Origin of the sequence: Acuticoccus yangtzensis (genome assembly GCF_001927245.1) — a bacterium.
Classification (GTDB): domain Bacteria; phylum Pseudomonadota; class Alphaproteobacteria; order Rhizobiales; family Amorphaceae; genus Acuticoccus; species Acuticoccus yangtzensis.
This window is the reverse complement of sequence record NZ_MJUX01000004.1, coordinates 137,309-157,460: the sequence shown is the minus strand read 5'-3', so window position 1 is coordinate 157,460 and position 20,152 is coordinate 137,309. Positions and strand designations below refer to the sequence as shown.

Genomic DNA, 20,152 nt, shown 5'->3' with positions numbered 1-20,152 from the left:
TCAGGCTCCCGTGGAGGCTTCGCGCACGGCGGCGACGATGCGCTGGTAGCAACCGCAGCGGCAGACATTGCCGGACATGGCCGACAGGATCTCGTCGTCGGACGGGTTCGGAGTCTCGGCGAGGAGGCTGGCCGCCTGCATGATCTGTCCCGCCTGGCAGAAGCCGCACTGGGGAACGTTCATGTCGCGCCAGGCCACCTGCACCGGGTGGTTGCCGTCCTCGGACAGGCCCTCGATGGTCGTGACCGTCTGCCCTTCGACCGAATCGATGGTGGTGACGCAGCTGCGCACGGCCTTGCCGTCGACATGGACGGTGCATGCGCCGCACAGACCCGCCCCGCAGCCATATTTCGACCCGGTCAGGCCGGCGATGTCGCGAATGGCCCACAGCAGCGGCATGTCGGGCGGGGCGTCGATCTCGGTGTCGACCCCGTTCAGTGTGAAGCGCGCCATTTGCGTCTCCTCCCGGTTCTTCTTGGTTGGCCCATGAAAAGGGCCGCGGAGCCTTACAGGGCGCCGCGGCGGAACTTAATCGTCGTCGTCTTCGTCGAAATTGCGCACCACAAGGGCGATGCGGAAGGCGTCGTCCTTGCGCCCGGCGAGGAACACCGAGGTCGGCGGCTTGCCCGTCGCGTCGACCGCAGGCTCGTCATAGACGACGCGCACGATGTGGCTGACGGGAAGGTTCAGCGTGTGCCGTCCGTCGGCCAGCATCCGGTCCAGAACGTGCTGGTCGAACGGCTCCACGGTGAGCGAGGCGACCTTGCGCCCGAGACCGCTGCGGATCTGGAAGGCGACGATGCGCTTCTTGATGGTGCCGGCATCCTTCCAGAAGACCAGCTCTTCCATCGCGTCGTAGTCGCGCGCCTCGATCGCACCGCGGATGGTGTCGGCGAGCGCCGTCTCGGTGACCACCGGCGGGGCGGCCAGAACCGCCGCCCCGAAGGGAGCGGCGGCGAGGCCGGCGACGAGGCAGAGGCTCGTTGCCAGGCGTTTCATCATGCGTCGTCCAGCGCGAAGACCCAGACCACACCGCCCTGCGGCACGTTGTGGACCCGCCCTTCAGGCAGCATGTCCTGGAGCAGCGCCCGCATACGCTCGGAGTCGACGCCCCAGCCGGACTGCACGGCGATGTACTGCTTGCCGTCCACCTCGAACGAGGAGGGCACGCCGGTGATGCCGGAGTTGGTCGGGAACTCCCACAGGACGTCGCCGGTCTTGGCGTCGAAGGCGCGGAACATGCGGTCCTGCGTGCCGCCGGTGAAGACGAGGCCGCCCTTGGTGGTCAGGATCGGACCCCAGTAGGCCGTATCCATGAAGGAGTGCTCCCAGGCGAGCTCGCCCTTGGAGAGGTCCCAGGCCTGCAGCTTGCCGATCGGCACCGGCTTGGAGGTGTCCACGCTCTCGTGAAAGCGCAGCGAGGAGAGGATCACGTCGAGCGGAACGCCGATCCACAGTTCGCCGGGCTCGCGGGCTTCCATCGGCGCGCCGCCGAGTTCGGAGCACAGGTTTTCGTGGGACGGGATGTAGAAGAGGCCGGTGTCCGGGCTGTAGGCTTCCGGTACCCAGTCCTTGCCGCCCCAGAGCGAGGGGCAGAAGGTCACGGTCTTGTCGGTGCCGGGCGTCTTCGACTCGTCGTAGCTCGGGCGGCCGTTCTCATCCAGCCCGGTGAAGACGTTCTGGCGCACGAACGGCTCGCCGGCGACGAATTTGATCGGCCCTTCCGGCGACCGCTCCATTTCCCACAAGTAACCGTTACGTCCGGCGTGGACGAGACCTTTGATCTCCCGGCCGTCCTTCTCGTAATCGATCAGTAGCGGTGCGGACACCTCGTCCCAATCCCAGGCATCGTTCCAGTGATACTGGTGATGGCCGATGATCTTGCCGTCCTTCATGTCGAGGGCGACGGCGGAGGTGGTGTAGAGGTTGTCGCCGGGGCGTGTGTCGGGCATCCACGGCCCGCCGTTGCCGGTGCCGAAGTAGGCGATCTTGTTCTCGGCGTCGTAGTTGCCCTGCATCCAGACCGAGCCGCCGCCGGTCTTCCAGGCGTCGCCCTTCCAGGTCTCGGACCCCGGCTCGCCGGGCTCCGGCACGGTGTAGGTCTTCCACGCTTCGGCGCCGGTTTCGGCATCCAGCGCGGTGATGTAGCCGCGGATGCCGAACTCGCCGCCCGACACGCCGATGACCACCTTGCCGTCCGCCACCAGGGGCGAGAGGGTGGAATAATAGCCGTCCGTATAGTCGCCGATCTCGGTCTCCCACACGACTTCGCCGGTCATCGCGTCGAGCGCGACGACGTAGGCGTCGACGGTGGCCATGTAGACCTTGTCGCCGTAGAGGCCGACGCCGCGATTGGTCGGGTGGAGCTGGAAGAGATCGTCCGGCAGCGGGCGGACATAGCGCCACTTCTCCGCGCCCGTCGCCGCGTCGAAGGCGATCACCTGGTTCTGCGGGGTGGAGACGAACATGATGCCGTCGTTCACCACCGGAGCGGCCTGGTGGCCCTCGGTGACGCCGGTGGAATAGGTCCACACCGGCCGCAGCGACTTGACGTTTTCCGTGGTGATCTGATCGAGCGGGCTGTAGCCCCAGCCTTGATAATTGCCGCGGAATTGCAGCCAGTTGCCGGGCTCGGGATTGGCGAGGCGCGCGTCGGTGACGGCGTTGTAGGTCTGGGCGTGCGCCGGCAAGGCGAGGGCGCACCCCGCCGCGGCCACGATGGGCAATATCCGCCTCATGCGGTCCTCCGAAATTATGGTGTGACGCGCCTTTTTGCGGGCGCTTGATCGCCGGGCCTTGGCGATACGGCAGCCGGAGGCGGGCCGCCGCGAGGCGACCACGCTCGATCTGCCGCCGGAGCGGTCCGGTATAAAGGCCGCCGTGATCGGGCGGCGGGGCGTCGGGGCGTTGAAAAAGCCTCGGCGACTAGGTCTTGGCGCCGCCGGGTTTGGCGGTGAAACCGCCCGCCGCGACGACATAGCCGTCCGCATCCAGCGTGACGGGAACCATCGGAAGCTGCCGGCGGGCTGGGCCGGAGCGCACCGCGCCCTGGTTCAGCGCGGCAAATTCGGACAAATGGCAGAAGCACTTGAGGTGCTGCGTCTCGGCGTCCCACGTCTCGATCGTGCACCCTTGATGGGTGCAGATGGCCGAGTAGATGAGGACCCCGTCCGCACTGTAGCGGCGCGTCTCCTCGTCCATGTCGGCCGGGTCGAGCCGCAGCGCGAGCACGCGGTTGAGGCGGTTGCGGCTGCGCTCGGTGTCGGACGCGGGGTCGAACGGGAAGGCTTCGATGCAGTTGGCGCCCGTTTCCAGCATGTCGGGCGTCAAAAGCTTACCTTTGTTCGGGCCGTCCCGCAGCATCATTCGGTCCCCGGCCTGGACCGGCTCGCGCTCCGGCCGCGGCTTGGCGGCGAGGGCGGGGCGCGGTCCGATCAGGGCGGCGGCGGACAGTGCACCTCCACTGGCGATCAACGTGCGACGGCTCACGCCCGCAGAGCGGGACGTGTCCTTGGGCGAAGAGGCCAAGGTTTTCCTCCGTGTATCTCGGGCGCGCACCTTGCCGATGTCGCCGGAACCTACTGTTACCGGGCGCCCTGTCTTTCTCTTCTTCTTGTTCTAAGTGAGAACTGAGGCGATACAAAGGAAAAATTGGGCATGTGATGCCGAAATTGATCCAATATGCCCAAAGGCTATGCGAATACGAATGAATGACTTGGCTTCACGCGGCGGCTTAATGCCTTGCGCAGGCGGCTGATTTTGGCTGCGCAAAATCGCCGCATGCGGCAATTTCGCTGCAAGACGCCCATATGAAAAGCCTATCGCGATGCGTGCAGTCCCCCGGTTTCGCCTCTCACGCGGGAGGCTCAGCCGGCCAGTCCCAGCACCCTGCGGCCCCCGTCCATCAGGCGCTGCCACAATGGCGCCTCTTCGCCGGACGGCTCGACGATCACCGTCACCGTCGTCCCGTTGATCAGCGGCACCGAGGTCGGCAGCGTGTCCAGCGAGACCTCGACCGGTACGCGCTGGGCCAGCCGAACCCATTGAAACGACGGCTCCGGCGCCTGCAGCATCGACCCGGAGCCGTCCTCGCCGAAGGAAATGCCGGCCGAGATCCCGGTGACGCGCCCGCGCACCACCTCTCCGCTCGCCATCAGCCGGATGCGCGCCGAATCACCCGGACGGATGCGCGGCAGCTTGGTCTCCATGAAGAAGGCGTCGACGCGGAAGGACGCGGTGTCGACGACGGTCAGCGCCGGGCTGCCGGTGTTCACATAGTCGCCGGTGTCGGCCGTGAGGTTGGTGATGCGCCCGGTGACCGGGGCCAGCACGGTCGTGCGCTTCAGGTCCGCCTCCGCCCGCTGCAGAGCCGCGCGCGCCTGGGCCAGGGACGCATTGGCCGACTTGGCGGAAAGTTCGGCGTCCAGCACGTCGACATCGGCGACCGAGGCGCTGCCGCTCGCCTTCAGCCGCCGGTAGCGGTCGGCGCGCTGGCCGGCGTCGTCGGCCGCCGCCTCGGCCGCATCCATCGTCGCGCGCGCCTCCTCGAGGGCGAGTTCGTAGTTCACCCGGTCGATCTGGAACAGGACGTCCCCCTCGCTCACCATCTGGTTGTTCGACACCGCCACCTCGGTGACTGGGCCCGACACCTGCGGCGCGATCTCCACCAGGTCGGCGCGGATGTGCGCATCGCGCGTCCACGGCTCGGCGAAGATGTTGGTCCAGAGGAAGATGCCGCTGAACACGGCGGCGACGACGATGACGATCGTCAACGTGAGGCGGATGATGATCATGGCCTTCAAAAGTCCGGTGCGACGGCGCCGGTGAGCGCCAGAATGATGATGTAGAGCGACAGCCGGGCGAGGGGCGGGTGGAGGAAGATCCGCCAGATGCCGAAGCGCAGCATCAGCCCGTCCACGATGAACCACAGGACGGCGGCGGCGACGGCGCACAGGAGGAGGCTCGGCGCAAACAGCCCCAGGACGGAGAACTCATGATGCACGATGCGTCTCCCCAGATGCGGACGGGACAGCGGACGATGCGGGGGACGGCCCCGGCGGCACGGCGGAGGAGGCCGGCTCCACCGCAAGCTCGCCGCGCACGATGATGTGGCGGGTGAGCGAGACGAGCGCACCCCAACGCAGGGTGGCGATGCGGGCAGGGCCGTCCATCTCGCCCGCCAGAAGGTCGGCGACCATCCCGCCGGCCGTGTCGAACGGGGCGAGCACCGCCGCGCCGCTCGCGGTGGTGGGACATGGCGCCGCCGGCAGACGGGCGGCCGCCATCACCGCATCGCGCACCTGTGGGCCGAGGGCCGCCAGCCGGTCCGGCAGGTCGCCGCAGGCCTCCAACGTGCGCATCTCATAACCGTCCAGCCCGGCGATCAGCGTGGCGCGGGCGCGGCCGCGCAAATGGCGCCCCACCGGATCGTCGGCGGCGATGGAGCCGCCATAGTCGCCCAGAACGTCGACGATGTCGGACACGAACCTGTCGCGCTGGACCGGATCACGGCGCATCGCGCGCTGCAGGATGTCGCCCACCGCCCGGCGCAGGTGGCGCCGCAGCCAACCGGCATCTTCGGGGAAGATGATCGCGAGCCCCGCCATGAAGGCGACCGGGACGATGGCGATCGCGATCACCGCGTTGATCAGCGCCGCCGCGTCGTAGGTCTGCGTGTTGGCGGGGGCGACGCCGATGACGATGGGCAGCATCGCCCCGATCGCCACCGGCAGCAGCGTGATCTCCTGCGCGACGTAAAAGACGGCGAACACCACGCCGCCGACGAGGAGGGCGAAGGCCGTGAACCCCTCGACCATCGGCAAGGTGACGATGAGAAGGAGCGCGCCCACCGTGCCGGCGACGAGGCCGTAGAGCTGCTGCACGCCGCCGGCCATCCGCGCCGGGCGCGGCGCCAGCACCGGGATGAGCAAGGTCAGCGCTGCGGCCACCATGGTGACGATGCTGCCGAGCGGCCACGCCGTCGCCAGCCAGACGACCGACAGAACGACGAACACCGCCGCAGGACGCAGACCATATTGCAGCGCGGCGATGTGATCATGGTAGCGCCCGCCCAACGGGTCCACCGGGGCGGCGGGAAGGCTGGGGTCGGCGAGCGCCGCCTCGTCCCGCAGCAGCGCCGCCAGCGCGACCGCCACGCGGTGGAGGCGGAAGACCGCGTTGCCCACATCGGCCTTGGTGCCGGCGTGGGGGGCGTCCGGTTCGCCCGGCGCCCCGTCGGCCCGCCAGGCGGGGCGCATCCTGGCGGCAATGGCGTCGACCTCGTCGGCGGCGGCGAGGAAGGCGGCGGCGTCGGGCGGCATCGTGTAGATATTGCGCAGCGCCTCCACCAGCGCCCGGCGCGGCGCGCTGAGGGCGGGCGCGTCGACCCCCGCCGGAAGCCGCCCCAGAGACAGACGGGCCGACTCGGCGAGCACCACGATCCCCTGCAGCCCCATCGCCACGCGCGTCAGGCGCGGCCTCAGCCAACGGCGCCGGTTGCGCTCGAACAGGAGGCTCCTGAGGTCGTTGTGGACGAGGGCGATGAGGTTGAGGAAGGCCGTCTCCTCGGCCGGGTCGATCTCCGCCTTGTCGTCGATCCCGTCGGCCACCAGCTTGGCCGCCAAGGTCCGCGCCGCCTTCAACTTGGCGCGCGCCTCCTCGCTCGCCGAACGCGGGAACACCACCAGCATCACCACGAAGGCGCACAGGATCGGGATCAGCGTCTCCGTCGCGCGGGTGATGGCGAGCGTGAAGGCGGTCTCCAGATGCGGCCCCGTGTCGATGGCGATGACGAGCGCGGTGAACCCGGCCACGCCATAGGCATAGGCGTCGTTGCCCTTTTCGACGCGCGTCATGTACCCGACGGCAAAGAGAACCAGGGCCAGCGACACGATGAAGGTCACCTCCGACTGGCCGAAGCACACGGCCATGACGAAGCCGCACAACGCGCCCATCACCGTTCCGGCGATGCGGGCGGCGCTGCGCCACACCATCGACCCCGCGTCCGGCCGCACGATGAACGGCACGGTGAGCAGCGCCCAGAAGGTGTGCTCGAGGTTGATGAGGAAGGCGAAGTAGAGCGACATCACCGCCGCCAGCGCCACCTTCAGCGGGTAGACCCAACGCGGATGAGCCGGCGGCATCGCCTGCCGCTGCGCCTCGGGACGACCGAAGCCGCGCGCGATGCGCCGGCCAAGGGGGGAGCACCCGGTGTCTGCAAGGTCTGTGGCATGCGCCATGGCGAGCCGTGGGGGTCTGCGGCGGCGGCGGGCGCGGCCTTGGGTTGAAGTGTCGCGTGAGCGGGGCGGGACGCGGGGCAGGGCCGGGGCGCCGCCTCGCGAGGCCGCTGCCTCATTCGTGAGCGTTAATGTGTCACATGGCCGCGCGGGCGAGGGCCGACCAGTGCGCTGCGCGCATTGCCGAATTGTGCCGACACGGACCCCTCCGCCGTTCACTGGCCGCCAAAGCTCGTCCGACGGGCCGGGGCGGCGCTGCGACCCATGGCACCGGCGCATCGGACATAAGCAGAGTTTGGCATGCCAAAATGCGCCGCCGGGCCGTATCCTGAGCCGATCCCAAGCGCCTGAAAATTATACCTTCGTTGCGCGCCGCCTGACTGTGCGGACGATCGCGGTAAACCGCAAACGGCATCCCATCGGCAGCAAATGGCATAAGCGTTGCAGCGGACCGGCACGAAACGTGGAGGGTGTCCGTGGGCTGGATCATCGTGCTTCTGATCCTGATCGTCGCCGTGGTGGCGATCCTTTTCCTCAATCGCTTTTACGTGAAGGCCACCCGCGAAACGGCCCTCGTGCGCACCGGCCTCGGCGGTCAGCGCGTCGTGCTTGACGGCGGCGCGCTGGCGCTTCCGATCCTCCACCGCGTCGCCGAAGTGAACATGAAGACGATGCGCCTGGAGGTGGAGCGCACCGGCGAGACCTCCATCATCACCAAGGACCGCCTCAGGATCGACGCCACCGCCGAGTTCTACGTCCGCGTCCGCCCGACCGACGAGGGGGTGGCGACCGCGGCCCAGGCGCTCGGCGGAAAGGTGCGCGCGTCCGACGTCGAGGACCTTCTGGAAGGCAAGCTCGTCGACGCGCTGCTGTCGGTCGCCGCGACCTATACGATGGACGCCCTGCAGGACAATCGCGGCAAATACGTCGCCGAGGTGACCGAGGCGCTCGCCGAGCGCGTCGCCGCCAACGGGCTGACCCTGGAGGCCGTTTCGCTCACCCGGCTCGATCAGACGCCGTTCGGCACGCTGGACCAGAACAACGCCTTCAACGCAGTCGGCATGCGCCGCCTGGCCGAAGTCATCGCCACCAACCGGCGCGAGCGGGCGGAGATCGAGGACGCGGCCGATGTGGCCGTGCGCCAGTCCCACCTCGACGCGACGAAGCGCAAGCTGATCATCGAGCAGGAGGAGGAGGAGGCGCAGCTCGCCCAGAACCTCGCGATCGAGAGCCATCGCGCGCGCACCATGGCCGAGACCGCCGAGAAGCAGTCCGAGAGCGAGGAGCGGCGCGAATATGCCCGCATCCGCCGGGACATGGAGGTGCGCGCCAAGGAGATCCAATCGGCGCGTGAGATCGACGAGTTGAGCCTTCAGTCGCGCCTCGCCGTGGAGGCCGCGCGGGCCGACACCGAGGTGAAGCTCGCCGCCAAGAAGGCGGAGGAGGCGGCCGCGACGGCCAACGCCCAGGCCGCGATCGCCGAGGAGGCCGCCGCGCGCGAGGACGTCGCCACCGCGCGCGAGAAGGCCGTCGCCGAACGCACCCGTGCCCTCGCCGTCATCAAGGCCCGCGAGGCGGCGGAGGTGGACGACACCCGCGTCGCGTCGGAAGCCGGCACCGTGCGCGCCATGGCCGCCGCCGAGGCCGAAGCCACCCGCACCAAGGCCGAGGCGCTGAAGGCCGAGCTGCTGGCGAAGGCGGAGGGCGAGAGCGCGCTCTACGCGGCCGAGAACGCCCAGTCCGCCGAGATCATCAAGATGAAGCTCGACCTCGCCAAGGTGGAGGCGCTGCCCGAGGTGGTGCGCGAGATGGTCCGCCCGGCCGAGAAGATCGAATCCATCCGCATCAACCACGTGTCCGGCTTCGGCCCCGTGTCCGGCGGGGGTGGCGGCTCCGGCGGCGGCGACGGGCCGATGGTGAACCAGGTGGTCGACGGCATCCTGTCGATGGCGCTGCAACTGCCCGCCGTCCAGAAGCTCGGCGAAGACATCGGCATGAACATCTCCGGCAGCATGGACCGCGTCACCAGCGGCCTGGCCGGCAAAACCGGCGGCAAGACCACCGCCAGCGACGGCACCAGCGAGGCGGCCGAATGAGCCGCGCCACGCAACGAGGGGGACAGACGATGACGATGAACCGCCGCACGCTTCTCAAGAGCGCTTCCGCCGCGTCCCTGGTGCTGGCCGCGCCCGGCATCGTCGGCCGCGCCCGCGCGAACGACACCATCAAGCTGGCGGCGATCCTCGACCAGTCCGGCGGGCTGGACCTCCTCGGCCGGCCGATGCTGGCCGCCACGAAGATGGCCGTCGACGAGATCAACGCCGCGGGCGGCCTCAACGGAGCCGAGGTGGAGCTGATCAGCTACGACCCGCAGACCACCATCCAGTTCTACACCCAGTTCGCCACCCAGGCGGCGGCGGGCGACCGGGCGGACGTGGTCCACGCCGGCATCACGTCCGCCTCGCGTGAGGCCATCCGCCCGCTCCTGAACCGCTACCAGTCGCTCTACTTCTACAACACGCTCTACGAGGGCGGGGTGTGCGACATGAACAACTTCTGCACCGGCTCCACCCCGGCGCAGACGGTGGAAAAGCTGGTGCCGTTCGCCATGGAGCGGTTCGGCAAAAAGGTCTACGTGGTCGCCGCCGACTACAACTACGGCCAGATCACCGCCCAGTGGGTGAAGAAATACGTCGAGGACAATGGCGGCGAGACGGTCGACATCGAGTTCTTCCCGCTCGACGTGTCCAACTTCGGCCCGTCGATCCAGAAGATCCAGGCCGCAAAGCCCGATTTCGTCATGTCCGCTCTCGTCGGCGCGGCGCACATCTCCTTCTACCGCCAATATGCCTCGGCGGGGCTGACGACCGAGATCCCGCTCGCCTCCACCACCTTCGCGCTCGGCGGCGAGCACCTCCTCGTCTCGCCCGAGGCGGCGGAAGGCATGCTCCTCGCCTACGGCTACTTCGAGGAGATCGACACCCCCGCCAACGCGGAGTTCGTCGAGAAGCTGCGCGCCTCCTCGTCCGAAGAGATCCCCTATATCGGCGAGACCACGGCGCGCTCCTACGAGGGCGTGATGTTGTGGGCGGAAGCGGTGAAGAAGGCCGGCACCAAGGACCGCATGGCCGTCATCGACGCGCTGCGCAGCCCCGTCAGCTTCGACGGGCCGTCCGGCACCATGACCATCGAGCCGAAGACGAACCACGCGTTGCAGAACGTCTATATCGGCGAGATCAAGAACCAGAAGATCGAGATCATCGAGGAATTCGAGGCCCAGCCGCCCGCCGATACGCTGCTCGTCTGCGACCTCGACGAGAACCCCAACCAGTCGACCTTCTATTTCGAGAACGGTCTGGCCGCCGCCGGCATCGAATAACGACCCCGCGGCGGCCCCGCGGCCGTCGCTTCCTCCCGCATACCGGAGTTCTGGGTGGACTACGCCGCCGTCATCGTCCTGCAGGTGGCCTATGGGATCGCGAACCTCGCGCTCATCGGCCTCGGCCTTGCGATCATCTTCGGGATGATGCGGGTCATCAACCTCGCCCACGGCGAGTTCCTGATGCTCGGCGGCTACACCGTCGTCGTCGCCACCAACAACGGGGTGAACCTGTGGTTCGCCATGCTGATCCTGGCGCCGGTGGTGGTGGGGCTGATCGGCGTCGTCGTCGAGCGGGTGCTGATCCGCTTCCTCTATGGCCGCATGGTCGACACGCTGCTTGCCACCTGGGGCCTGTCGCTCTTCCTCATCGGCCTGGTGACCACCATCTTCGGGCCGACGACGACCACCACCGTCTCGCCCCCCGTCGGCGCGCTGAAGATCGGCGACTTCTTCACCTCCGGCTACGAGCTCTTCCTCATCGCCGTCACTCTGGCGCTGTTCGCCCTCGTCTACGCGGTGCTGAAGTTCACCAAACTCGGCCTTCTCGCGCGCGGCACCATGCAGCGGGCGGACATGGCGGCCGCGCTCGGCGTGTCGACCTCCACCATCTACATGATCACCTTCGGCCTCGGCGCGGCGGTGGCGGGCCTTGCGGGGGCGCTTCTGGCGCCGATCACCGGCGTCGTCCCCACCATCGGCGCGGCCTATATCGCCAAAGCGTTCATCACCGTGATTTCCGGCGGCGCGGCGATCCTTGCGGGCACGGCATCGGCGGCGGCGCTGCTCGGCTTCATCAACCAGGCGATCACCTTCATCACCGGCCCCACGGTGGGTGAGGTGGCGCTCCTCGTCGCCGCCATCGTACTGCTGCGGCTCCTTCCCACCGGCATCACCGGCCGCTTCTTCAGGCGCGGCCTGTGAACCGCTGGCCCGACAAAGGGCGCCTCGTCGCCGTCGGCCTCATCGGCCTCGTCTTCATGTTCGGCGCGCCGCAGGTGCTGCAGCTCTTCACCGTCATCAACCTGACGACGGCGATCGCGCTCGCCGTCCTCGCCCTCTCGCTCGGCCTCGTCTGGGGCTTCGGCGGCATCCTGTGCTTCGGCCAGACCACCTTCTTCGGCCTCGGCGCCTATGCCTACGCGGTCGCCGCGCAGAACTTCGGCGACACCACGGGCGCGGTGATCGTCGCCATCCTGGTCGCCGCCGCCGCCGCCGCGATCCTCGGCTACTTCATGTTCTGGGGCCGCATCTCGGACGTCTATCTCGGCGTGATCACGCTGACGGTGACGCTGATCCTCTTCAACCTCATCCGCCGCACCTCCGGGCCCGAGTACAAGATCGGCACCGCGCTGCTGGGCGGCTTCAACGGCACCTCCGCGCCGCCGCTGCAGGTGCCGTGGTCCGGCGCCATGCTGTTCCCGACGCAGATGTTCTACGTCGCCATGGGGGCGCTGCTCATCGCTTATTTCGGCTGCATCTGGCTGACGCGCACCCACTTCGGCCGCGTCTGCGTGGCGATCCGCGAGAACGAGACGCGGGCCGAGCTGATCGGCTACGACACGCGCCTCTACAAGCTCGGCCTGTTTTCCATCGGCGGCGGCCTCGCGGGCCTCGCTGGCATCTTGATGGCTAACGGCATCGGCCGCGTCACGCCGGACCTCTTCGGCCTTCCCTATGCGGCGCAGGCGATCATCTGGGTGATCGTCGGCGGGCGCGGCACCTTGATCGGCCCAGTGCTGGGCGCCTTCGGCATCTTCTACCTCACCTCGTGGCTCGGCACGCAGCAGACGGTGAACGCCAACATGGTGCTCGGCCTCGTTCTGATCGGCTTCGTGCTTCTGCTGCCCAAGGGCGTGGTGCCGTGGGTGATGGAGCGCGTCGCGCGGCCCCGCCGCTCGGCCAAGGCGGGGCGGGCCCGTGTGCGCGCAGGCCGCCGCGCCATGCAGCCGGCGGAGTAGGGCCATGGCACGTCAACGGCGCGAAACGGTCTTGGAAACGCAGGACCTCACCATGCGGTTCGGCGGCGTGGTGGCCAACGAGCGGGTGGATTTCCAGCTCGACAAGGGCGAGCTGCGCTGCCTCATCGGCCCCAACGGTGCGGGCAAATCGACCTTCTTCAAATGCCTCACCGGTCAGTTGAAGCCGACCGAAGGCACCGTGACCATCAACGGCGTCGACACCACGGGCGCCGATCCGCACCAGGTGGCCGAACTCGGCGTCGGCATCAAGACGCAGGTGCCGAACGTGTTCGACGCGCTGTCGGTGGAAGAAAACATCTGGCTGGCGAGCCGCCGCTTCCACCCGGACAAGAAGGCCGCGGCGCTGACGGCCGAGACCGTGGAGCGCGTGCGCCTCGGCGACATCCGCCGCCGCCAGGTCGGCGCGCTCGCCCACGGTCAACGCCAGTGGGTGGAGCTTGCCATGGTCGTCGCCGCCGAACCCTGGCTGGTGCTTCTCGACGAACCCGCCGCCGGCATGACCGACGAGGAGACCGAATTCACCGCGGGCCTCATCCGCGCCATCAACGAGACCGCCACCCTGATCGTCGTGGAGCACGACATGAACTTCATCCGCGCCATCGCCCAGAAGGTGACGGTGTTCCACCGCGGCGCCATCCTCATCGAAGGCACGATGGACGAGGTGTCGGCCGACCCCACCGTGCGCGACGTCTACCTGGGGCACAAACATTGACCGCGCAGGACGTCGACCGCCCGGTGCGCGCCCCGACGCTCCTCAACGTCAAGGGTCTGCGCGCTGGCTACGGCCGCGTTCCGGTGCTCCACGGGGTGGACGTGTGGGTGGGCGAGGGCGAGATCGTCGGCATCCTCGGCCACAACGGCATGGGCAAGACGACGCTGCTCAAGACCCTCATGGGCCTCGTCCCCGCCACCGGCGGCAGCGTCCACTTCGACGGGATGGACATCACCCGCGAGAAGTCCCACGCCCGCTCGCGCCTCGGCATGGGCTACGTGCCGCAGGGGCGCGGCATCTTCCCCATGCTGTCGGTGCGGGACAATCTGCGCATGGGCATCGCCGCCCACGGCGCCGCCGACGAGGGCGCGGCGATCGACGCCATGCTGGCCGAGTTCCCGCAGCTCGAACGGCTGCTGGACCGTGCCGGCGGCGCGCTGTCGGGCGGGGAGCAGCAGTTGCTGGCGCTCGCCCGCTGCCTCGTCTCCGGGCCGGAGCTTCTGCTGCTCGACGAGCCGACCGAGGGCATCCAGCCCTCCATCGTCGACATGATCGAGGACAAGCTGCGCGAGCTTGCCAAAGTGCGCGGCCTCTCCATCCTGCTGGTCGAGCAGAACCTGGAATTCATCACCGACCTGTCCGACAAGCTGGTGCTCCTCAACAAGGGCCAGGTGGCCGGGGTGATCGACCGCGCCGACTTCAAGGACGCGCCGCTGATCGCCGAATTCACCGGCCTCAACGCCAAGGGGGGCCGCGCGGCGCCCAAGCCGACCGCGCCCAAGCCGACCGCGCCCAAGCCCGCAGCGCCCAAACCTGCCACTGCGTCGGCGCCGAAACCCGCCGCACCGAAGACCGCCGCACCCGATCTCTTCCGGCCCGAACCTGTCCAAAGGCACGCCCGCATGACCGTCCAACGCCCGTCGCTGGCCCAGATGAAGGCCATCACCGAAGACTTCGGCATGCACCTGTCCGACGAGCGGCTGAAAGAGTTCATGGCGCTGATGGAAGCGTCGATCAAAACCTACGACATCCTCGACGCGATGCCGGACAACCTGCCGGAAGTGCTCTTCCCGCGCACCTCCGGCCACCGCCCGGCGCCCGAGGACAACCCCTACAATGCCTGGTACGTGAAGACCGACATCAAGGGTGCCCCGCGCGGGCCGCTCGCCGGCAAGACCGTCGCCCTGAAGGACAACGTGTGCCTCGCCGGGGTGCCGATGATGAACGGCGCCTCCACGCTGAAGGGATATGTGCCGGACGTGGACGCGACCATCGTCACCTGGATGCTGGAGGCGGGCGCCACCATCAAGGGCAAGGCGCACTGCGAATATTTCTGCTTCTCCGGCGGCTCGCACACCAACGCCACCGGGCCTGTGCAGAACCCGCGCAAGATGGGCCACACCACGGGCGGCTCCTCGTCCGGCTCCGGCGCGCTGGTGGCGGCGGGGGAGGTCGACATCGCTATCGGTGGCGATCAGGGCGGGTCGATCCGCATGCCGGCCTCCTTCTGCGGCATCTACGGCATGAAGCCGACCCACGGCCTGGTCCCTTATTCGGGGGTGATGCCGATCGAAACCACCATCGACCACACCGGGCCGATGACCGCCAACGTGCACGACAACGCGCTGTGCCTGGAGGTGATCGCCGGAAAGGACGGGCTGGACCCGCGCCAATATGCGCCCAAGGTGGACGCCTACCGCGCCGCGCTCGGCCGCGGCGTGCGGGGCATGCGCATGGCGCTGGTGCGCGAGGGCTTCGGGCGGCCGGAGTCCGAACAGGTGGTGGATGCCTCCGTGCGCAAGGCGGCCGACCTCTTCCGCAAGCTGGGCGCCACGGTGGACGAGGTGTCCATCCCCTGGCACGCCAAGGCGATGGCGGTGTGGCTCCCCATCGCGGCCGAGGGCGGCACCAACCAGATGATGCGCGGCAACGGCATGGGCACCGGCTGGAAGGGCCTGCACACCACGAGCCTGCTCGACTACCACGCCAACTGGCGCTCACGGGCGGACGAGCTGGCCGACCCCTTGAAGATCACCATGTTCGTCGGCGAATATTTCCAGCGTTTCCACCGCGGCCACTATTACGCCAAGGCGCAGAACCAGGCCCGCAACCTGCGCGCCGCCTACGACAACATGCTGGCGAGCTACGACATCCTCATCATGCCGACCACGCCGATGCGCGCCCCGCCGATCCCGCCCGCGGACGCCCCGCTCGGCCTCGTCGTGCAGCGCGCGTTCGAGATGATCGAGAACACCGCCCCGTTCGACATCACCGGCCACCCGTCCATGTCGATCCCGTGCGGCATGGAGGACGAGCTGCCGGTGGGCATGATGCTGACGGCCAAGCACTGGGGCGAGTCGACGATCTACCAGGCCGCCGCCGCCTTCGAGGGCGCGGGCGACTGGACGGCGATGCGGGTCTGAGACCCTCTCCGGGCGCCGTGGCCGGTCAGGCGGTGAGGGCGACCATCACCCCCGCCGCGACGGCGATGAAGACCCAGGCGAAGGCGCCGAGAAGCAGCGGCCGCACGCCCTTGAGGCGGAGCTTCTTCAGGTCCGTTTCCAGCCCCATCGCGCCCAGCGCCATGGTGAGGCACAGGAGGGAGAGCGTGCCCGCCCCGCTGACCGCCGCGCCGGGCAGCGCCACCGCCGAGTTGAGCGCCACCACGGCGAGGAAGCCGAACACGAACCACGGCAGCGGCGCACGCGGGGCGGCACCATTAGCACCGTCCGGGCCGCGGCGGCGCGAGGCGAGGGCGCCCAGTGTGAGGAGCAGCGGCGCCAACAGGATCACCCGGCCGAGCTTTGCCACCGTGCCGACCTCGCCCGCCACGTCGCCGTGGGCGAACCCGGCGCCGACCGCCTGCGCCACTTCGTGGATGCTCGCCCCCGCCCACAGCCCGTAGGCCTCGGCCGAGAAGCCGAGCGGGGCCGCCAGCAGCGGGAACAGCAGCATCGACAGCGAGCCGAACACCGTCACGCAGGCGATGGCGTAGGCGACATCCTCATCCGGCGCGCGGGTGACGGTGTTCACCGCCATCACCGCCGATGCGCCGCAGACGGACGTTCCCGCCGCGATCAACTGACCGAGGCCGCGCTCCACGCCCAGCACCCGCGCCGCCAGCGTGGTGGCGAGGAAGGTGGAGACGAGCGCCACCGTCACCACCGCCGCGCCCGACAGGCCGATGGCGCCGAGGTCGCCGAAGGTCAGCCGCGCGCCGAGGAGGACGATGCCCGCCCGCAGCACCGGGCGCATCGCCACCTTCAGGCCTGGCGTCAGCCCCGGCAGCGGTCCGGCAACGTTGCGGATGAGGATGCCCGCCACCATCGCCAGCACCATGGGGCTGACCAGCGGCGACCCCGTCAGCCGTGCCGCCGGCACCGCCACCGCCGCAAGCAGCGCCGCGACGCCGAGGCCCGGCAGCAGCGGCGCGAGCCGATCCTGCACGGCAACCGCAGCGCCCGGTGTGGATGCCGGGGCGGGAACAGGGGCGGTGATCGGCATGGCGGATCCTCCGGCGCGCGAAACGAGGGGCGATGACGCCAATGTGACAGCGCCCGACCATTCGATCCAATTGAATATACTTGGCGAACCAATCGATTTTGCCGATGATTGGGCCATGACACTCGATCAGGTCCGCATCTTCCTCGCCGTTGCCGAACGCCAGCACGTCACCCGCGCGGCCGAAGCGCTGAACCTCACCCAGTCGGCGGTCTCGTCCGCCGTCGCCGCGCTCGAGGCGCAGCACGGGGTGAAGCTGTTCGACCGGGTGGGGCGCGGCATCGTCCCGACCGAGGCGGGGCGCACCTTCATGGACGTCGCCCGCCGCCTTCTGGGCGAAGCGCAGAGCGCCGCCCTCGTGCTGGACGATCTCGCCAACGAGACGCGCGGTCGCCTGCGCATCTTCGCCAGCCAGACGGTCGCGAGCTACTGGCTGCCGCCGCATCTGATGGCCTTCCATGCCGATCACCCCGGCGTCGACATCGCGCTGACGGTGACGAACACGGCCGGCGCCGCCGAGGCGGTGATGGCGGGCACGGCGGACGTCGGCTTCGTGGAGGGCGAATTACCGGACAGCGACCTCGTCCGCCGCGTCGTGGCACGGGACGAGCTGGTGCTTGTTCTGGCGCGCCAGGCCGAGGCCGCACGCCGACCGGCCTTCACCACCGACGACTACCGCGCCATGCGCTGGGTCTTGCGCGAAACGGGGTCCGGCACGCGCTCGGCGGTGGAGGCGCACTTCGCGGCCATGGGGCTTGCCGCAGCCGATCTCGACGTGGCGCTCGAGCTTCCCTCCAACGAGGCGGTGTTGGCGGCGGTCGGTGCGGGCGGGGGCGCGGCCGGTGCGGGCGTCGTCGGGGCGATCCTGTCGCGCCGGGCGGTCGGGGCGTTTCGTTCGCGCCGCCTCGCCCTGCGGCGCATCACCTGGGCGCCGCGACCGGTGCGCCCGTTCGCGCTGCTGACCCACCCGCAGCGCCACAAAACCCGCGCCTCCGCGGCGCTGATCGCCCGCGTGACCGCCTAACCGGCGGTGATCCGCGTGAGGGTCAGCGCCGTCAGCGTGGCGGTGCCGCGCGCGTCCTCGGCGGGATCCAGCGCGATGGTCAGCCGTTCGTGCGGCGCGAACACCGACCACGACACCGTCTGCGGCCCGGTCAGCGAGAACCGCTCGCCGGCGACCTTGACGTTGAGCCGCTTGCCGACCGCGGCGAAACTCATCGTCACCCTGTACCGCCCGCCGCGGTCGACGGGGGCGACGATCTCGCCCGCGCCGCCATAGGGCGCGCCGTTGCGGCTGAGGCGCCAGCCCGCCGCCGTGCGCTCGAACGTGGCGGGCGACTTGGCGGCGACGCTGACGCCGGCCGCCGCCCCCTCCGCCGACAGAAGCGTGCGCACCGGGCGATAGCCGCCCGCTCCCGCCGCCTCGGCGTGGAAGATGTTGCGGATGCCGCGGCGGATATCCTCGCGCAGTCCGCCCGTCACGGCGGCGGCGTCCGCACCGTCCCCGCCGCCGGCTGCGTCGCTATTCAAAATGTCGTTGGTGAAGCGGGCGAAGCTGGTGATGGTGGCGCCCGTCACCTCGGCCCCTTCCATCAGGTCGGGCGCGATGTCCTTCAGGCAGCCGAGGCCGATGTCCTGGTAGGCGACCTTCGACCAGCGCTGCGCATGGACCACGTGGGGGAAGGCGGCCCCGTCCACCCGCCGCACGGTGTGCCCTGCGACGATGGCGAAGAGCGGCACCATGTAGTCCCACCACGGCATGCCGAGGGCGAGGTCGTCCCTCTCCAGCACGCCGAGCGCGGAGGGAGTGAAGGCGAACACGTCGAACCCGTCGGTATAAGGCTGCAGCGCCGTGCCGTCGGACTTCACGTCCAGCCGTGAGGCGAAGGCGAGGTCGGCCGGCGCGGTGAGGATAGCGGCGGCGTCCTCCGCGGTGCGCACCATGATGTCGGAGTTGGTGAAGAGGTAGCGCGAGGCGTCGGCACGGGCGGCGGCGAGCATCCCCGCCATCAGTGCGTGAAGCGGCAGGTAGTCCCGCCCGAAGGCGCGCGTGAAGGGGGCCTCTACCGGAACCACCCAGGGCGGAATTTCGGCCCTCAGCGCGTCGATCTCGCGCGGGTGGTTGACGGTGAAGACCGGGCGGCCGTGGACCGCGTGCCATGTGGCGAGCTTCTCCACCTGCGCCGCGATGCCGACCGGGGCGATGCTGGTGAAATGATCGAACGGTGGCAGCGTGTCCGTCATGCGTCCACTTTTTGCGCGACGGCGGCGAAGGCTGCGGCGAGCCGGGCGCCCGGATCCGCGGCGTTGCCGGTGGCATGGTCGGTGTTGGCATCCACCGCGCGGCGCAGCGCCCTGAGGTCGGAGAGGACGGCGCCCTCGAAGGCGGCGCGTCGGGTGAGGGCGGCGATCCCGTCGCGCACCGCCTCGCCGGCGCCGATGGCGGCCAGGGCCGCGCCCAGCATGCCGATCGACTCGGCGCCGAAGCGGGTTGCCAACATGTCGCCGTGGGCAAGGACCGCGCGGGCGAGGTCGAGCGCCGCCGCGCCGGGCGTGACGCCCGTGGGGCGCGGGCGGGCGATGTGCCCCGTGCCGTCCAGCCGCACGAAGGCGGAGGCGAATCCCGTCAGTTCCAGCGCCAGCGACCATATGGCGAAGGGGCCGAGCCGCGCGTCCGCCCCCAGCGTGCGGCCATAAAGGGTGCGCGTGATGGTGATCTGAGCGGGGACGGCGGACGGGTCGGCAGCGATGTGGGCCGTCAACGCGCCGCCCTTCAGCGTGCCGAGCGGGGCGAACGGGAAGGCGACGGTGCCGACAGCGAAGGTGCGCTCCTCCGGCGCCACCACGACGGCGCGCGGGTCCGCCGTCAGCGCCGCGTGGGCCGCCTTCAAGGTGCCGGGGGTGAGCACCGTGTCGGCATCCAGCGTGGAGAGGACCGGATGGGCCGCCGCGGCGAACCCCGCCGCCAGCGCCGCGCCTCGCCGTGCGGGCGCGCGGACCATCGCCGACGGGCCGTCCGCGGCGAGACGCTCGGCCCGCAGCCGGTCGGCCGGGCCGGCGCCGGTGTCGACGAACACGACTTCCGCCGCGACGCCCGCCTGCGACCAGACCGAGGCCGCCGCTGCCTCCAGCCCCGCGTCGGCTCGGGCGAACGGGAGGATCACGCTGACGCCATGCCGCTGCGCCCGCACGGCCGCCCGGCCCGTGGTCGCGGGATAGCCGATCATCGCGGGTCTTACGGCGGCTGTTGGATAGCCGTCACCTGCCGCCACCGGGGCCGCACTGGCGGCGCGCGTCCGGCGTGCGGGCGCGGTCGGATCGGCAGGCGCGGACGTGTTGGCCA

General features: G+C 69.7%; 17 protein-coding genes. 7 read left to right on the top strand and 10 right to left on the bottom strand.

What is annotated here, in order from left to right; translation table 11 throughout:
- The 7 genes from BIX52_RS12125 to BIX52_RS12095 all read right to left on the bottom strand — a co-directional run bounded on the left by BIX52_RS12125 (position 1) and on the right by BIX52_RS12095 (position 7,238).
- Positions 1 to 453 (bottom strand): (2Fe-2S)-binding protein, encoded by a 453-nt coding sequence (locus tag BIX52_RS12125; protein WP_075221348.1) that lies wholly within the window; start codon positions 451 to 453, stop codon positions 1 to 3.
- 75 nt (positions 454 to 528) lie between these two features.
- Complete coding sequence (locus BIX52_RS12120) at positions 529 to 1,002, bottom strand: hypothetical protein (protein WP_108676557.1); 474 nt, start codon at positions 1,000 to 1,002, stop codon at positions 529 to 531.
- Positions 999 to 2,738 (bottom strand): methanol/ethanol family PQQ-dependent dehydrogenase, encoded by a 1,740-nt coding sequence (locus tag BIX52_RS12115; RefSeq protein WP_075221346.1) that lies wholly within the window; start codon positions 2,736 to 2,738, stop codon positions 999 to 1,001. Before BIX52_RS12115 ends, BIX52_RS12120 begins: the two co-directional genes overlap by 4 nt.
- 187 nt (positions 2,739 to 2,925) lie before the next feature.
- Entirely contained in the window at positions 2,926 to 3,528 is a 603-nt protein-coding gene (locus tag BIX52_RS12110; protein ID WP_075221345.1) for a QcrA and Rieske domain-containing protein, read from the bottom strand.
- Positions 3,529 to 3,866: 338 nt separating this feature from the next.
- Complete coding sequence (locus tag BIX52_RS12105; protein ID WP_075221569.1) at positions 3,867 to 4,793, bottom strand: efflux RND transporter periplasmic adaptor subunit; 927 nt, start codon at positions 4,791 to 4,793, stop codon at positions 3,867 to 3,869.
- A 5-nt stretch (positions 4,794 to 4,798) separates the two neighbouring features.
- Positions 4,799 to 5,002: a DUF1656 domain-containing protein gene (locus BIX52_RS23265; protein ID WP_157956252.1), complete on the bottom strand. Its 204-nt coding sequence runs from the start codon at positions 5,000 to 5,002 to the stop codon at positions 4,799 to 4,801.
- Positions 4,992 to 7,238 (bottom strand): FUSC family protein, encoded by a 2,247-nt coding sequence (locus tag BIX52_RS12095; protein WP_157956251.1) that lies wholly within the window; start codon positions 7,236 to 7,238, stop codon positions 4,992 to 4,994. The genes BIX52_RS23265 and BIX52_RS12095 overlap by 11 nt, the downstream gene beginning before the upstream one ends.
- 473 nt (positions 7,239 to 7,711) lie before the next feature.
- Between BIX52_RS12095 and BIX52_RS12090 the strand changes: the two genes are divergently transcribed.
- Genes BIX52_RS12090 through BIX52_RS23670 form a run of 6 tightly spaced genes read left to right on the top strand, consistent with a single transcriptional unit; the run spans position 7,712 to position 15,731 of the window.
- Positions 7,712 to 9,331: a flotillin family protein gene (locus BIX52_RS12090; protein WP_139312761.1), complete on the top strand. Its 1,620-nt coding sequence runs from the start codon at positions 7,712 to 7,714 to the stop codon at positions 9,329 to 9,331.
- The gene (locus tag BIX52_RS12085) at positions 9,328 to 10,614 is read left to right on the top strand and encodes an urea ABC transporter substrate-binding protein (protein WP_342743832.1); all 1,287 of its coding nucleotides are present in this window, start codon (positions 9,328 to 9,330) and stop codon (positions 10,612 to 10,614) included. Before BIX52_RS12090 ends, BIX52_RS12085 begins: the two co-directional genes overlap by 4 nt.
- 54 nt (positions 10,615 to 10,668) lie before the next feature.
- A complete protein-coding gene (locus BIX52_RS12080) occupies positions 10,669 to 11,538 on the top strand; it encodes a branched-chain amino acid ABC transporter permease (protein ID WP_075221341.1) in 870 nt (289 codons plus the stop codon).
- Positions 11,535 to 12,575, top strand: coding sequence for a branched-chain amino acid ABC transporter permease (locus BIX52_RS12075; protein WP_075221340.1), 1,041 nt, complete (start codon positions 11,535 to 11,537; stop codon positions 12,573 to 12,575). Before BIX52_RS12080 ends, BIX52_RS12075 begins: the two co-directional genes overlap by 4 nt.
- A gap of 4 nt (positions 12,576 to 12,579) precedes the next feature.
- Positions 12,580 to 13,308 carry an ATP-binding cassette domain-containing protein gene (locus tag BIX52_RS12070; protein WP_075221339.1) on the top strand — a complete coding sequence of 243 codons (729 nt, stop codon included), beginning with the start codon at positions 12,580 to 12,582 and terminating at the stop codon, positions 13,306 to 13,308.
- Positions 13,305 to 15,731 carry an amidase gene (locus tag BIX52_RS23670; protein ID WP_245803182.1) on the top strand — a complete coding sequence of 809 codons (2,427 nt, stop codon included), beginning with the start codon at positions 13,305 to 13,307 and terminating at the stop codon, positions 15,729 to 15,731. The genes BIX52_RS12070 and BIX52_RS23670 overlap by 4 nt, the downstream gene beginning before the upstream one ends.
- 25 nt (positions 15,732 to 15,756) lie before the next feature.
- Here BIX52_RS23670 and BIX52_RS12060 read toward each other — a convergent pair whose 3' ends face one another.
- Positions 15,757 to 16,812, bottom strand: coding sequence for a YeiH family protein (locus BIX52_RS12060; RefSeq protein ID WP_083660193.1), 1,056 nt, complete (start codon positions 16,810 to 16,812; stop codon positions 15,757 to 15,759).
- A gap of 115 nt (positions 16,813 to 16,927) precedes the next feature.
- On the opposite strand from BIX52_RS12060, the gene BIX52_RS12055 reads away from it, so the two are divergent.
- Positions 16,928 to 17,833 carry a LysR substrate-binding domain-containing protein gene (locus BIX52_RS12055; protein ID WP_075221338.1) on the top strand — a complete coding sequence of 302 codons (906 nt, stop codon included), beginning with the start codon at positions 16,928 to 16,930 and terminating at the stop codon, positions 17,831 to 17,833.
- Here BIX52_RS12055 and BIX52_RS12050 read toward each other — a convergent pair.
- Complete coding sequence (locus BIX52_RS12050; protein WP_075221337.1) at positions 17,830 to 19,053, bottom strand: hypothetical protein; 1,224 nt, start codon at positions 19,051 to 19,053, stop codon at positions 17,830 to 17,832. The two genes, BIX52_RS12055 and BIX52_RS12050, sit on opposite strands and share 4 nt — an antisense overlap.
- On the bottom strand, positions 19,050 to 20,036 hold the full coding sequence (locus BIX52_RS12045) for a glycosyltransferase (protein ID WP_075221336.1): 987 nt from the start codon (positions 20,034 to 20,036) through the stop codon (positions 19,050 to 19,052). Before BIX52_RS12045 ends, BIX52_RS12050 begins: the two co-directional genes overlap by 4 nt.
- Positions 20,037 to 20,152 lie beyond the last annotated feature (116 nt).

Bases quoted from the DNA above. Each gene is read 5' to 3' on its own strand.
- BIX52_RS12095 (WP_157956251.1), bottom strand. From the start codon at position 7,238: ATGGCGCATGCCACAGACCTTGCAGACACCGGGTGCTCCCCCCTTGGC.
- BIX52_RS12050 (WP_075221337.1), bottom strand. From the start codon at position 19,053: ATGACGGACACGCTGCCACCGTTCGATCATTTCACCAGCATCGCCCCG.
- BIX52_RS12070 (WP_075221339.1), top strand. From the start codon at position 12,580: ATGGCACGTCAACGGCGCGAAACGGTCTTGGAAACGCAGGACCTCACC.
- BIX52_RS12045 (WP_075221336.1), bottom strand. From the start codon at position 20,036: ATGATCGGCTATCCCGCGACCACGGGCCGGGCGGCCGTGCGGGCGCAG.
- BIX52_RS12115 (WP_075221346.1), bottom strand. From the start codon at position 2,738: ATGAGGCGGATATTGCCCATCGTGGCCGCGGCGGGGTGCGCCCTCGCC.
- BIX52_RS12105 (WP_075221569.1), bottom strand. From the start codon at position 4,793: ATGATCATCATCCGCCTCACGTTGACGATCGTCATCGTCGTCGCCGCC.
- BIX52_RS12085 (WP_342743832.1), top strand. From the start codon at position 9,328: ATGAGCCGCGCCACGCAACGAGGGGGACAGACGATGACGATGAACCGC.
- BIX52_RS12060 (WP_083660193.1), bottom strand. From the start codon at position 16,812: ATGCCGATCACCGCCCCTGTTCCCGCCCCGGCATCCACACCGGGCGCT.
- BIX52_RS12120 (WP_108676557.1), bottom strand. From the start codon at position 1,002: ATGATGAAACGCCTGGCAACGAGCCTCTGCCTCGTCGCCGGCCTCGCC.
- BIX52_RS12055 (WP_075221338.1), top strand. From the start codon at position 16,928: ATGACACTCGATCAGGTCCGCATCTTCCTCGCCGTTGCCGAACGCCAG.
- BIX52_RS12125 (WP_075221348.1), bottom strand. From the start codon at position 453: ATGGCGCGCTTCACACTGAACGGGGTCGACACCGAGATCGACGCCCCG.